We start from the raw sequence: 14,683 nt of genomic DNA, 5'->3' as shown, positions 1-14,683 counted from the left end.
GCGTCCCCAGCGGGGCAAGTCACTGAGAATCTTACGGATTGCCTTGCATACCCGCAGCGGGGCGGAACACGGAACGTCTCGCAAATCGCCCCGCTGAGCGGTTCTCCCGTGAAGCATGTCACGGAAGGCATCCTTGAATTGCCTCACTCAGCACGCCTATAGCGGGGCGGAACACGGAAGAATCCCATGATTTGCCCCGCCGAGTACCTCGCTAGCGGGGCAAGTCATGGAAGAAACCGACGAACCGCCCCACCAAACGGCTACTCGACCGTTGGGGCGGTCCAGGCGTAACCGACGGGGGTGTCGCCGTCGGAGCGGGTTTTGTAGGTGGCGTGGACCGGCTTGCCGCCGAGCACCGCGTCGCAGAAGTCGAGCACCACGGACCAGTCCTCGGGCGTGTAGGCGTGGCCGCCTTCGCGGTAATGGATGCCGCAGCGCTCGGGCACGCCGAGGAACCGGTATACCTCGCTGGCCGCCAGCCACGCCGTCTGCGTGCCGAACTGGTTGGCCGCGCCATCATCCAGCCCCTCCACCACGATCAGTCCTCGCGGCGCGGTGCATGCGGCGAGCGTGTTCGCATCGAACGGCATCTCGCACTCACGATACGGTCGCTCGCCATCCGCGGAACCGTACGCAGCCGCTTCGGGCACGACCCAGTGCGGGAACCAGTTCGCCATGCGCCCGATGCGTTCGAAATGGCCATGTCCCTCGCCGAACCGGTTGCCTTGCAAGCGCATCGATCCCATGCCGCCGCATCCGGAACCGGCCGGCGCGGTCACGGCCACGCGCGTGTCGGTCAGGCCGCAGCACAACGCGGTTTTGCCGAACCGTGAGTGCCCTGTGGCGACGATCCGATTCGCATCGATGCAATCGCGTGTCGCCAGCCAGTCGATCACACGGCTTTGCAGCCACGCCCACACGGCGAACGCATGCCACGTATATCCCGGATACGCGCGGATGCACGGACTCACGAAGAATCGTTCCGCGTCGTCGGGCGCGGCCTCGTCGATCTCGAATCCGGCGACCGCATACCCGCGGCGCACTGCCTCGCGCAGCATGCCCTCCTCGATGCACAGTCCGCAGCAATGATCGGGAGCGCTGTAGTTCGGCAACACCAACACGCCACCCGGCTCACCGTCATTGGCAGGTCGGCACACGCGCACGTTGAACGCGATCGACACCCCGCCCGGCGTGTCGGCAATCGTCAGCCGCACCAATTCGAACACGGCCTTGCCGTCCAGCACCGGCGAACGGTCCAGGAACTCGACCGCAACCTGACCGGTCTTCGGCGCGGGCGGCATGGTGCCATACAATCCGCGCAATACCAAGCCGACCAGATACTCGCGTTGCGCCGGCCACTGCTCCCGCGCGCGAATCCGCTCGCCGCCCGGACCCTTGAACGGATCGGGCAACAACCAATCGCCACGCTTCACCCCAGCGTCGGCACCGGCACCCCTCATCCCATTATCATCAGACGTCTCTGTCATCTCGCATCCCCTTCATCCATGCGATCATCCGCGACACCAGTACGCGATCGAACTTCAACGGCAGCCGTTCATCCCGCCCAATTCCGCAATCCGGCAAAATAGGCAAAGGCACGGCACAACATCCCGTCAAGCCCAACAAATATCAGTCTAACCCAACTCGCAACGATGCGAAATACTCGGCAGGAAGATCACTCACAGCATACCTATGGCGTGTCGCCCAGCTCCGGCGTGACAATACAGTCATGACTACAGCATCCACAGATCTGATTCACAACGACACCATCGACACCCTGCTCAACCGTCGTTCGATCCGCGCGTTCAAGCCGGAGCCGATCGACGAGCGGACCGTCGCCACGCTCGAGACCGTCGCGCAGCACGCCGCGTCCAGCCAGTTCCTCAACGACTGGTCCGCGATCCGCATCACCGACCCCGCGCTCAAGCAGAAGATGGCCGAATACGGTCATCAGCCGTACATCGCCACCGCTCCCCTGCTGTACGTGTTCGTGCTCGACGAGCACCCCAACGCCGCCATCGCCAAGGCGAAGGGCATCGACACGGATTCCGACGAGTTCACGCTCAAGACCAGCTACCGGTTCGCGCAGGCGCAGAACGACGCCGTGCTCGCCCTGCACGCGATGGAGACGGCCGCGTTCTCGCTCGGTCTGGGCTGCGTGATCCTCGGCTCGCTGCTCAACGACGTGGACGGCCTGATCGATTCGCTGAATCTGCCCGAATACACGTATCCGGTGCTGGGTCTGGCCATCGGCAAGCCGGATCAGGAGCCGGCGTTGAAGCCGCGCATGCCGCGTTCGATGCAGTTCTTCGAGAACGCGTACCCGTCGGACGACGAGGCGACGCTCGAACCGCTCGCCGAGTTCGACGAAGCCGTGCACGAATATTACGATCTGCGCCACGCGGACCGTCCGGTGGACGCGTTCAGCGATCAGATCGCGAAGAACGCGACCGCCGACATGGCCGGACATGCGATGGCCAAGCCGGTCGCCGCGCAGGGCTTCCGTCTGGACCGCTAGCCTCGCCGCGTACACGTATCACACACGGCGTCAATAGCCCGCGCATACCGTCAGGTCCACCGAATCGGATATCGGTTCGGGGGACCTGTCATATACGCACGCGACGAACGGCCGCTCGGCGGTCGTCGCACATCGACCGCCGCTCGTCGACCGTACATCGACCGCCGCTCACACGCGCAGCACGACCTTGCCGAACACGTCGCCGTCGATCACCTTGGCGAACGCGGCCGGAGCGTCGGCGAGCGCGTACGTCGAGTCGATGACCGGATGCAGGTCGGCGTGTTCGACGAATCGCAGCAGACGGGCGAAGTCCTCGCGCGATCCCATGGTGTTGCCCTGCACGCGGATGTCCTGGAAGAAGATGCGGGTGAGTTCGGCGCCGGGCTGGTCGCCGGTGGTGGCGCCGCAGATCGCGATCGTGCCGCCGGGGCGCACCGATTTGACCGAGTGGCCCCAGGTGGCCGCACCGACCGATTCGATGACCGCGTCGACCTTGCGGGGCAGTCTTGCGCCGGCCTCGAACGCGGCGTCCGCGCCGATGGCGAGCGCACGTTCGCGTTTGCCGGCGTCGCGCGAGGTGACGAACACTTCGAGCCCGGCCGCGTGCGCAAGCTGGATGGCCGCAGTGGATACGCCGCCGCCCGCGCCCTGGATGAGAATCGTATCGCCGGGTTTGACGTTCGCGCTCGTGAACACGAGCGAATAGGCGGTCAGCCAGCTGGTGCCGAGCGCGGCGGCCTCGTCAAGGCTGAGGTTGGCGGGTTTGGCGAACACGTTGGCGCTGGGGACCTGCGTGCGTTCGGCCATCGTTCCCTGATAGTGTTCGGACAGGATGGTGCGGCGTTCGCCGGGCATGACACCGGCGTTGTCGGTGCCAACGAACGTGTACAGCACGACTTCGCTGCCGGCTTTGAGGCCTTTGCGTACGGGGATGTCCTCGTCGAGGATGCCGGCCGCGTCGGTGCCGAGGATCATCGGGGTCGATTCGGCGGCGAGTCCCACGCCTTTGAGGCTCCAGATGTCATGATGGTTGACGGTGGCGGCTTTGACGGAGATGGTCGACCAGAACGGGCGCGGTTCGGGTGCGGGGCGTTCGCCCACTTTGAGTACGTCCAGCGGGTGTTCGGCGTTGATTCCTGCGGCGTATACGGCCTTCATCGGCACTCCTTCATGCTTGTTCGACATGTTGCTCACGGCTCATTTTAGTGGCCGGGACCGGGGATCGCGGGGATTGCGCGCGACGCATCCCGCACCGCATGCGTCTCACGCACGCCTCATATACGGAGATGTTGAGGGCATTGCCGCGAAATCCGTGTCTGGTGAGGGGGTATGCGTTAGGATGTCGCTTTTGGAACAGCGAGGAAAGGACGGCGGCAGCGCATGAGCGGAGGGATTTTGCATACGATTCACGGACCCGCCGACCTGCATGCCCTCGACGCCGCACGTCTGCCTGAGCTGTGCGCCGAAATCCGCCGCGCGCTGATCGCCTACGGCCATCATCATGGCGGCCACATCGGTTCGAATCTGGGAATGGTGGAGGCCACGGTGGCTCTGCATCGCGTGTTCGATTCGCCGCGCGACAGGATCGTGTTCGACGTGTCGCACCAGAGCTACGTGCACAAGATGCTGACCGGCCGCGCGGACGCGTATCTTGATCCGGACCGCAATGACGAGGTGACCGGGTTCACGAATCCGGACGAGTCGGAGCACGACCAGTTCGTGCTGGGCCATACGGGCACGTCGATTTCGCTGGCATGCGGCCTGGCGAAGACCCGTGACATGAACGGCGGCAACGAGCATGTGATCGCGGTGATCGGCGACGGTTCGCTCAGCTCGGCCATCGCGTTCGAAGGGCTGAACAATGCGGCCGCGCAGGGCGGCAATCTCATCATCGTGTTCAACGACAATGAGATGTCGATCGCGGAGGATCAGGGCGGCATGTACGGTCCGCTCGCCCGTCTGCGCGAGTCCGGCGGCATCGCGGAACCGAATATCTTCAAGGCGTTCGGACTGGATTACCGGTACGTCGAGGACGGCAACGACGTTGCCGCGCTGGTCGACGCGTTCGCCGAGGTGCGCGATCTCGATCATCCGGTCGTCGTGCATATCCATACGCGCAAGGGACTGGGATTGCCGGTCGCCGACGACGCAGCAGACGCGACGGATACGTCGGCGTCGATTGACGTCGACAATGACGATCTTCCCGACGACCGTACCGGCGACCTTGCCGATGGCGATGCCGTCGTGGCCGCCGAGGATCTGGCGATCACGGAAGGCCGCTGCGAGGCGAACCACTGGCAGAATCCCGACAGCGCCGCCGGCCGCCCGCTCGGCGCGCGCAAACATTACGGGCAGTTGGCGATGGCCGCGCTTGAATCCCGGTTCGAAACGGAGCCGGGACTGGTGGTCATCTCCCCCGCGACTCCCGGATCGAACGGCATCACGCGGGCGTTCCGTGCCCGCGCCGGCAAGCATTACGTGGATACCGGCATCACCGAGGAGCATGCGGTCGCGTTCGCGTCCGGCATCGCCCGTGCGGGAGGACGTCCGGTGCTGGCCACATCGGCCACGTTCTTCCAGCGCACGTTCGACCAACTGCAGCAGGAACTGTCGCTCAACCATACGCCGGCGACGCTGCTCGACTTCGGCGGAGGCCTGTCCGGCGCGGACAACACGCATTCGGGCGCGTTCGATATTGCGATGTTCGGCAACGTTCCGGGACTGACCTGTCTGGCACCGACGTCGGAGCACGCGTTCCTCGACATGCTCGCATGGTCGACCGGCGCGGGCAACGACGGCCCGGTCGTCATCCGCGTGCCCGGCGATACGATCCTCAACGCCGAACGCGCCGGCGGATTCCCGCGGTACCGGCAGGATGACGAGAAGACGGTCGTTGCCGTCACCGGCACCGCGACCGGCGTCATCGCAACCGGCAACACGTCCGTTGACGGTACCGTCTCCCCCAATCCGTGGAACCGGTACCACATCACGCATGCCGGCTCCGATGTGGCGATCCTCGCGCTCGGCAACGAGTATCCGCTGGGCGAGCGCATCGTCGCGGCGTTGGCCGCCGATCACGATGCCCCGATCGACGCGACGCTGATCGACCCGCAGCAGTTCTCCGTGATCGATGACGAGACGCTCGCCGCGCTGGCTGCGAATCACCGTCTCGCCGTCACGCTTGAGGACGGTCAGCTCGAAGGCGGATGGGGCGAGAAGATCACCGCATGGTACGCAAACCGCGCCAGCTCCCCCGATACCGCCCCCATGCGCGTGCTCAATTTCGGCGCCGCCAAGGAGTTCACCGACCGCGTCCCGCTCGCCGAACTCAACGACCGCTACGGCCTGACCGTCGCCAACGTCACCGCCCGCATCCACTCCTCGCTCGACCGCTGACCCCGGCAAATACACGCCTCGTGCAAAAAACATGACGACCAAACGCGGATTTTTGCAAAAAACACGACGAAAGAAAGACGATTTTTGCAAAAAACTGGACGAATAGGCGATCGACGTGGCTCAGTAGACAATCCTCAGGCACGATGGGCTCTGACGGAAAACGACTCGGTCTGATGACCCAACGTGCTCGTCCGCCGCGCCCATCGAACCGACGCGTTGTCGTTCAATCGCCGTTCTTCCTTCATGTCTCCGGCGAGACGCAATCGTCACGAACACCGTGTCGGCGTCTGTCTGGTATGGCGTACTGATAAATCAGTACGCCATACCGAATTGTCAGACTTCCACGACTACCGATATTCCGCAATCCGTTATCGTCAAAGTATTCCGACATTGCAGTCGGGAACGTCCTCCTTCGAGAAGAGACCAGAACGGAAGCGGTAGCCATGACGTATCGGCATCACAAGTATCGGTCCACCGCGCTGATGCAATCCGCGGCGATCCTCGCCATAGTATGCCTGTGCCTGTCATGCCTTTCGGGATGCGACGTATTCAAACGGTATGACTACGACACCGGCCCCATCGCCTTGCAGATTCCCGCAATGGACGGTGCCAAGATCGAGGAACAGCTGCGGCGCAGCGCGTACCCCGGTCCCGGATACCGCTATGCGAATCCGGAACGGCCGAATGAAGTGAACGGCGCCACGACATATTTCATGCGTATCACCAAACGCATGCTCGGACTGATCGATACGGTCGATCTCGTCGATCCGACGCCGCTGATCACAGTGCTTCCCGATCAGCCGGCCAGCAGGGTGTTCTATACGCTGCGGCTTATACCGGATCCCCGAAGCACGCTGGGAGAGGATACGGTATCACGGCTCAGGAAATACTTCGATTCCCAATACGACCGGCAATCCGGCGCATACATGCGCAGCGCGAATTTCACCACCGTCGCCGAGTCCGAAAACACCGCGGACGACGATGCCGATCAGGCGGATGACGATGCCGACATGCAGGCTCCGGATCTGCTTGCCACCTATACGATCGTCGAGGCCAGCACCCTGCTGGACCTGCCATATCAGCCGATCGATGCATGGCTGAGCGCATACGCCCATTCGATGCTGGCGAATCCCGATCCCAACGACCCCCATGCGTACATGCTCCTGTACACGCTTATGGATCAGCTCGGCATGCATCCCACATATGACCAGTTCCGCCCCGTATTCGACACATATGTCGCGCAATTGCAGAAGGTGGCCGGACGGATTCAGGACGACGAGTCCATGCTGATCGGCGTGATGGCATATGACATGCTCACCCTCATGCAACGTTTCGGGGTGGATTCCACGCCATACCATGATCTGGTACGTCGAGCGCTGCTTGACGACCATGGTGCATTGCGCGCGGATCTGTTCCCGGAGTACAGCACGGAACGCATGTATTACACATACAACGCGCTATGCACGGTCGACCGGGATTGTGCCGATATTCCGGGAGTGCGGGATGTGATCGACGATAACGACCATTACCTGTACGACGACGAGATCTACGGCGCGATACTCGCGCAGAACGATCCCGGGGTGTCCGATACCGTCAGTGCGAACCAGCTCATCAACGCGCTGGATCTGAAGGATTATCTCGATATCGACCAGTTCATCCGGCAGTATTATCAGGAACGTTTCGATACGCAATCATCGTCGTTCCTGGATTATCTCAACCTGCTCGAGAACCGCGACGAGCTTGATATCGTGGCCGGTCAGCGTGAGGCAATCGCCAGTCAACTGCGCAATCTGGTGACAGACGCCATTGACAGCGGCAACAACGCCGAACCCTTGTGGCAGATCTGGCAGGCACGGAAACTGTATGACAAATTCGGAGTCGATCTCAGGGACCAATCGAAACTCCATAGAGTGATCATGAGAACATGGGCGACCGGAACCCCTCGTTTTGACCTGCTGTCCACCGTATGGCAGCTTGGAGCGGCGCCCGTGCTCCGGCTTCCAGCGTCGGATATCCAACGAATCTCCAGACGGACGATCAACCGTTTCTACGACTACCACCAATCCGATGACACCGAGTCGCGCATGGCGCTCGACGCCATGACCGTGACCGCGTTGCAGGAAAACGGCATACTGATTCCCAGCGCAATGCTCAAGCTCGTCAACGACGACGTCAACGCGATGGCCACCGATACCGGATTGTTCCGTTCCGGACTGTCCGATTCCGACCGAATCACCTTTGAGAGCACCGCCAATGCCCTCACCATAAAAGAAACCATCGCCAACCAACTAACAAGGAGAACATCATGAACAAGCCGGTTGGGAATTTGCTGACGACAAGGGAATGCTTGCGGAAAGAACCCAGGTGTCGCCATCGATGGCATAATGCATTTCGCCATGCAACGATTGGATGATATGACAATGATAGTTCAATCCTCTTTGAGAGCGTACAAAGGAGGACTGGCTGTCATGTATCGTATTCATTTGTGCAAGATGAATGCTTCCGCCATTGATCTCCAAGGACATCAGAAAAGAATCCTTGTTCGGAACGCAATGGCGCATGATATTCGTTGAGCATTCGAGAATCAGGCTTCTTAGCTCTTCGTATACATCATTTGGCAAGTCAGCGTTCGAACCGGCGAATATGCATTCGCCGTGAAATCCGGAGGTCGCAAGAGTCCTTTTGACGTCGGTAAGTTCTTCGCGCAGGGAATCGGAGCATGACTTGTCATGCCGGACCTCTTCTCCTTGCAATTGGTCAAGAATCATATGTGTGTGATCAAAAGCGGTTTGCACGCGTTGACCAACCTGTCTCCAAGCTTGTGCCGCCTCGGCATCTCCGAATTTAATAGCATTGCGTTGCCGTGCTTGCGCGATGATCGCAATGAATGACAGATCATTGGTCAACGAATCATGCAGGTCCCTTGATAATCGAACATCTCGTTCCAGATATTTCATATGCTCTAATTGCTGTGATAGGTACGCATTCTTTTTCTCCATTTCGTTAGCGCGAGAATAGCCGGCGGCAGCTATTCCTCCTGAAGCCGCTATAACAAAGAACAGAGAGGTGCCCATGGCATACAGCAAAGGCATATTCGACATTCCTGAAGAGAAACCGTTATAGAAAGTAATCGCGGTTAGGGATACGACAGAAACGATACCTGGAACCTTTCTATTCATGGCAAAGAATACGCCAATCGCGAAGCACACTCCAACAATCTGATCGTTTGCCGGTATATCAGGCACAAATAGTGAAATCACATATATAATAACGACGGCATAAGAACAGGGAATACAGTATCTACTTATGCCGATTAGGGCGACAAGATGTGCAATTAATGCAATGTCACTTATGACGTTATATTGATTCGTCGCCAAACTGGAAATTACATCGAGCGCTCCGACGACACTCGATATCAGCAATATCCATGGATGCGGAATCACCCGAGCGCAGCGGGAAACCCATGCATGCAGTCCTTCTTTGCACCGGAGGAACATGTGATCACCGATTTCTTCCATACTGCTTATACCAGAGAATGGCGAGTTCCACACGATTCGAGGCTCCGGTCTTTCTGCACGCGCGCTGGAACAACGTATCCACGGTCGCCTTGGCGATATCGAGCCGCTTCGCGATCTGCTCCGAAGTACATCCCTCCGTAGAAAGCCGGATGACTTCGCTTTCCCGCACGGACAACGCCTCAACGCCCGATTCCTTCTCCGACCGCACCCGCATGAATGCCTCATGCGATGTCTGAAAATCGACATTGACCCCGGCAGTGCGGTAGCATCCTCTGCGCTCATCCAAAATGGAACGAACGGCCCGTTCCAATTCGCCGAAATCACCCTGCTTGGCGACTATGCCCTGCGCTCCCGCATTCGCAGCATCCTGAGCGTAATCGGCAAGCGGGAACGACGTCATCGCCAGTATCGCCGGACGATCGGCCTGCTTGCGGATCTCACGACATACCATAGGACCATTGATATCCCCCAATGACATATCCAACAGCAGCAGATCGGGGCAACTTCCGACCGATCGGGCACGGGCGATGGCGGTGAATCCCGAATCCGCCGTCCATATCACCGGGCAATCCGGGAGAATCGAACGCAACGCATTGCCCAACGCCCACAGCACCGTCTTATCGTTGTCCACGATCGCGATCGAGCCGCATCCCTGCAGTTCTTTCATTCGACTGCCTCCATGCATTCGGGCCGAAATATCGTCTATATCTAACCACCGCAACCATCGCCATCACCACATCGACACACCCCACGTACACACCCCATCACATTCAGAAAGCGTCCAGAAAACTTCCAGAAGGCCTTGCCGAACCGGCCAGCCGTCCTTTCGCGACACTCCAGCGCCCTCCACAGGAAGCGCCGTTTACTGGAGTCATCCAAGCGAAAGGATGCGATCATGAACAAGAACAAGCGCACGGCAGCCCGTCGCAACGGCCATACCGCGACCCGTTCCGCACTTGCCGCACGACCGACGCTCGCCTCGACCAAGCTCATCGCCATCGCCGCGGCCGTCTCGCTCGCCGGCGGCATGGCCGCAGGCGCCGGCACCGCCTACGTCGCCCGCCGCACCGGCACCACGGCCAACGCCAACACCTCCATGATGATGGGCGGCATGGGCGGCGGCGCCGACACCATGAGCTACGACTACTCCGGCTCCTACACGGCCGCGCTCACCGCGGACGGCAAGGAGGTCACCTCCTCCGACGACACCACCGCCACGGACGCCGACCAGAACGCGACGCTCGCCCAGAACGGCGGCACGCTCACGATCACCGACGCCACGCTCACCAAATCCGGCAACTCCGACAACGCCGACAACAACAACTTCTACGGCACCAATTCGATCTCGCTGACCGTCGGCGACGACTCGAAAACCGTCATCTCCGGCAGCACGCTCACCGCGTCCAGCTCCGGTTCGAACGGCGTGTTCGCCACCGACTCGGGCACCGCGCTCGTCTACGACACGACGATCAGCACCACGTCCGACAATTCGCGAGCGCTCGACGCGACCTACTCCGGCACGATCCTGGCCGGCAAGATCACGGCCGACACGGCCGGCGACCACAGCGCGACCGTGGCAACCGATCGCGGCGGCGGCAACGTGTCCGTCACCGATTCGGAACTGTCCACGGCCGGTTCCGGTTCGCCTCTGCTGTATTCGACCGGCGACGTGCAGGTCAACAACGTGACCGGCACCGCGTCCGGCAGTCAGATCGCCGGCATGGAGGGCTACAACACGATCCTCATCAGCAACTCCACGCTGGAAAGCACGAATACCGGCAAGACCGGCTCCGATCCGATCGCCAACGGCGTGATCATTTACCAGTCCACGTCCGGCGACGCCGAGTCCTCCACCGGCGAGCATGCGACGTTCCAAGCGAAGGATTCCACGCTGAAGTCCGCGATCGAATCCGGCTCGATGTTCTACTTCACGAACACGACGGCCGACGTGGTGCTCTCCAACACGACGCTCGACTTTGACACAAGCAAGGCGACGCTGATCAACGCGTCCGGCAACGACTCCAACAACTGGGGTTCGGCCGGTTCGAACGGCGCGACGGTCACGTTCACCGGACGTTCGCAGACGTTGGAGGGCGACGTGACGGCTGACACGATCTCGTCGGTCGACCTGTATCTGCTGGAAGGTTCGACGTGGACGGGGGCGGCCTCGATCACCGAAAACGCGTCGGCCGCGAACGGTTCGACCAGTGACGCGCCGATCACCGTGAACGTCGACGGCACGTCCACGTGGGTGGTCACCGAGGATACGACGATCTCCGCGCTGAACGTCGCGTCCGGAGGCAAGATCGTCGACGAGAACGGCGACACGGTGACGATCGTCGCGAACGGCAAGACCGTGGTGTCCGGCGACAGCGACATCACCGTGACCGTGACCGGCTCGTATTCCACGACCGTGGATGCCGGCTCCGATACGGAACTCGCGGACGAGACGATCGACCGCTCCGACTTCGACAGCCAGTTCGGCACCAGCACCAGCTGGACGATGGCGTGATTCCCATACAAATTCACATCAGTCAATCAGCACAACGCTTCACCAACAAAGGAACCATCATGAGCAACGACAACACCACCAAGATCACCGACACCACCGCGGACGCCGAGGCCACCACCCCGATCGAATCCGCCAAGCGCACCGACTGGAAGTGGCAGCAGGAGGAGACGAAGTTCCAGCAGCCGGCAGTGCAGACCGCCACCGCGGGAAGCACCGCCGAAAATACCGCCGGAACGCAGGCCGAGACCGGATCGTCCGCACAGCATGGCGCGCAGGGCCAGGCATACGGCAATGCCTACGGTCAGCCGTACGCGCAGCCCGGCCAGTACCAGCCCGGCCAGCAGAACTCCGGCAACCCGTTCACGCCGAACGGCCAACAGTACGGCCAACAGTACGGCCAACAGTACGGCCAACAGTACGGCCAGCCGGCGCAGGGTCAGGTGCCGGCCTCAAAGAAAGGCAATCCGAAGACCAGGTTCTGGGCGATCGTGGCCGGCGTATCACTGGTGTGCGGCCTGATCGGCGGCGCGGCCGGCGCGGCGATCGTGAACGCGGTCAGCGGCGGCAATGACGGCAACGGTTCAAGCCAGCAGATGCAGATGCCCGGCGGCGGCATGGGCGGCCAGTCGAACGGCGGACAGTCCGGCAACTCCAACGGGCAGATGGGCGAACCGCCGAGCATGCCCGGCAGCGATTCGAACGGCTCCTCCGGCGAATCCGGCCAGTCCGGTTCCGGCAGCGATTCCGGCAGCTCCAACGGCCAGTCCGGCAGCAGCTCCAATAATTCGAGCAGCTACTCCGGCACCGACTCCGATTCGATCGAATCCTGACCGGTCATCTCAAACCATGACAACGGCATCGCGCTTTGCGCGATACGTGTTGGCGACCTAACGGCCGCAAGCACCCCACCCGCCCGGCCTGCGCCGGCCACCCTCCCCTGAAAGGGGAGAGAATCGTCCTTTCCTCCCCTTTCAGGGGAGGGTGGCGCGAAGCGTCGGGTGGGGTACTCGCAGCGCAACCGCCAACAACACCGTATCGCGCAAGGCGCGGTGCCGTATCTACAGAATGATCGCGGAGACGAGGGTCAGCGTGAGCAGCGAGCACAGGGTGGTCACGAGCACGAAGCCGACGCCGTATTCGGGCATGTTGTTGGTGCGCCCGGTGAACATGGCGATCGTGGTCATGGTCGGCAGTGCGGAGACGAGCGTGATCATGAGGATCATGTCGTGGGTGATCGGCATGGGCAGGAATCCGGCGATCGCGTTCAGCAGAGCATAGAAGCCGAGCGGGAACGCGACCATCTTGACCAGCATGCCCACATACAGTTCATACCGTTTGAGCACCGTCCACCAGCGCGTGAGCGCGAACAGGCCGCCGAGATAGATGAGCGACATCGGGGTCGCCATCGCGCCGATCTTCTGCAGCGGCGCGAGCACGATCTGCGGGATCCGCACGCCGACGAGGATCAGCGCGAGCGCGGTCATGTTGCCGATGAACGCGGGGTTGACGAACCGTCGCAGCAATGCGAGCACGCGCCTGCCGAATGACGGGCGCACCGACGACGCGGCATCACGGGCATCGTTCGCGCCGCCGACTCCTGCGTTCGTATCGCGTTCGGCAGCAGATCCCCCTTCAGCCGCGCCGGCCGCCGCTCCCCCATCGGATGTCGTCTCCGTCGCGCCACCGTCCCTGACCGGTTCGCACAGCCATACACCGTACGTCCACAGGATCGTCTGGTCCACGAATGACATCAACGCGACGAACAGCGCGGCTTCCTTGCCGAACAGCGACAGCAGGATCGGGATGCCGATGAAGCCGGCGTTGCCGAAGATCATCGAGCATTGGAAGATGTGCGAACGGTTGCCGCGCAAGCGCAATACGTGCGCGACGAGAAAGAACACGGCGATCAGCAGCGCGTACATGATGATCGTGAGCACGATGTCGCCGCGGTTGTCGATGAGCTGCGCGCGCGTCGTGCCGTCGACCGCGTTCGAGAACACGAGCAGCGGGATGAGCACGCTCAACAGCAGCGAGCACATGCCGTTGAGCGCGGTCTGCCCGTACAGTCGCAGCCGCACGCAGGCATAGCCGACCATCAGCATGATAAAGAAGCCGACCAGCTGGCCGACCACGATTCCGAACTGTCCCATTTCCTCTTAAACTTCTCCCTGACGAGCGCTGCGATCCTTGTCATGCCGACCGAACGCAGCGAGCGGAACCATCCTTGACGTCACCGCGCGACACGCATCGTTCACTGCACGTAGCGGCGGCGCGCGTAGATGCCCCAGTCCGGACGCGGCTCATGCTCGCGGATGCTGGTGCGCACGTCGCCGTAGAAGTCGAGTTTGCGCAGCACATGGTCGTAGGCGGCATCGAGCGCGCGGCGCTGTTCCTCGATGGCCTCCCGGCGATGTTCGAGCAGGTCCATCATCTCGTCGATATGTCCGGCCTCGTCGGCCTCGTAGACGAAGAAGCGTTTGAGCTCGTCGATGGTCATGCCGGCGTCCTTGAAGCAGCAGATCGAGCCGAGCCGGTCGACGTGCTCGCGGCGGTAGACGCGCTGGCCGGTCGCGGTGCGGCCGACGTTCGGCAACAGTCCCTGGTCCTCGTAATAGCGCAACGTCGACGGCTCCATGTGGAACCGGTCGGCCATCTGGCGGATCGTGTACGTTTCGTCCTTGCCGCAATCGGTCATCTTCCGTCGCCTCTCCTGTCTGCCTCATGCATCCGATATGACTT

11 protein-coding genes are annotated in these 14,683 nt (G+C 61.6%); 5 read left to right on the top strand and 6 right to left on the bottom strand.

All coding sequences use genetic code 11. The features are described 5' to 3' along the window. Window positions 1-260 precede the first annotated feature (260 nt). Complete coding sequence (locus tag GFD25_RS01280) at window positions 261-1,460, bottom strand: glucuronyl esterase domain-containing protein (protein ID WP_163229172.1); 1,200 nt, start codon at window positions 1,458-1,460, stop codon at window positions 261-263. 290 nt (window positions 1,461-1,750) lie between these two features. On the opposite strand from GFD25_RS01280, the gene GFD25_RS01275 reads away from it, so the two are divergent. Continuing rightward, window positions 1,751-2,518: a nitroreductase family protein gene (locus tag GFD25_RS01275; RefSeq protein ID WP_204314728.1), complete on the top strand. Its 768-nt coding sequence runs from the start codon at window positions 1,751-1,753 to the stop codon at window positions 2,516-2,518. Between the two features lie 168 nt (window positions 2,519-2,686). On the opposite strand, the gene GFD25_RS01270 is transcribed toward GFD25_RS01275, so the two are convergent. Continuing rightward, window positions 2,687-3,676, bottom strand: a complete 990-nt coding sequence (locus tag GFD25_RS01270; protein ID WP_163229301.1) for a zinc-binding dehydrogenase — start codon at window positions 3,674-3,676, stop codon at window positions 2,687-2,689. Window positions 3,677-3,898: 222 nt separating this feature from the next. On the opposite strand from GFD25_RS01270, the gene GFD25_RS01265 reads away from it, so the two are divergent. Together GFD25_RS01265 and GFD25_RS01260 are read left to right on the top strand one after the other, a co-directional pair. Further along, entirely contained in the window at window positions 3,899-5,914 is a 2,016-nt protein-coding gene (locus GFD25_RS01265) for a 1-deoxy-D-xylulose-5-phosphate synthase (RefSeq protein WP_163229168.1), read from the top strand. Between the two features lie 443 nt (window positions 5,915-6,357). Next, window positions 6,358-8,223: a hypothetical protein gene (locus GFD25_RS01260; RefSeq protein WP_163229166.1), complete on the top strand. Its 1,866-nt coding sequence runs from the start codon at window positions 6,358-6,360 to the stop codon at window positions 8,221-8,223. Here the strand turns inward: GFD25_RS01260 and GFD25_RS01255 are convergent. Then, window positions 8,218-9,432: a histidine kinase gene (locus GFD25_RS01255; protein ID WP_163229164.1), complete on the bottom strand. Its 1,215-nt coding sequence runs from the start codon at window positions 9,430-9,432 to the stop codon at window positions 8,218-8,220. The genes GFD25_RS01260 and GFD25_RS01255 overlap by 6 nt on opposite strands. Then, a complete protein-coding gene (locus tag GFD25_RS01250) occupies window positions 9,416-10,099 on the bottom strand; it encodes a response regulator transcription factor (RefSeq protein ID WP_163229161.1) in 684 nt (227 codons plus the stop codon). Before GFD25_RS01250 ends, GFD25_RS01255 begins: the two co-directional genes overlap by 17 nt. 228 nt (window positions 10,100-10,327) lie before the next feature. Here GFD25_RS01250 and GFD25_RS01245 point away from each other — a divergent pair, with 228 nt between their 5' ends. Both GFD25_RS01245 and GFD25_RS01240 read left to right on the top strand, forming a co-directional pair. After that, window positions 10,328-11,944 carry a beta strand repeat-containing protein gene (locus GFD25_RS01245; protein WP_239512332.1) on the top strand — a complete coding sequence of 539 codons (1,617 nt, stop codon included), beginning with the start codon at window positions 10,328-10,330 and terminating at the stop codon, window positions 11,942-11,944. Between the two features lie 59 nt (window positions 11,945-12,003). Further along, complete coding sequence (locus GFD25_RS01240; protein ID WP_163229160.1) at window positions 12,004-12,774, top strand: hypothetical protein; 771 nt, start codon at window positions 12,004-12,006, stop codon at window positions 12,772-12,774. Window positions 12,775-13,002: 228 nt separating this feature from the next. Here the strand turns inward: GFD25_RS01240 and GFD25_RS01235 are convergent, their stop codons facing one another. Beyond that, complete coding sequence (locus tag GFD25_RS01235) at window positions 13,003-14,094, bottom strand: AEC family transporter (RefSeq protein WP_163229158.1); 1,092 nt, start codon at window positions 14,092-14,094, stop codon at window positions 13,003-13,005. Between the two features lie 101 nt (window positions 14,095-14,195). Next, the gene (locus tag GFD25_RS01230; RefSeq protein WP_163229156.1) at window positions 14,196-14,639 is read right to left on the bottom strand and encodes a MerR family transcriptional regulator; all 444 of its coding nucleotides are present in this window, start codon (window positions 14,637-14,639) and stop codon (window positions 14,196-14,198) included. Window positions 14,640-14,683: the final 44 nt, after the last annotated feature.

Origin of the sequence: Bifidobacterium aerophilum (assembly GCF_010667685.1) — a bacterium.
GTDB lineage: Bacteria > Actinomycetota > Actinomycetes > Actinomycetales > Bifidobacteriaceae > Bifidobacterium > Bifidobacterium aerophilum.
This window is presented reverse-complemented; position numbering and strand designations above follow the sequence as displayed.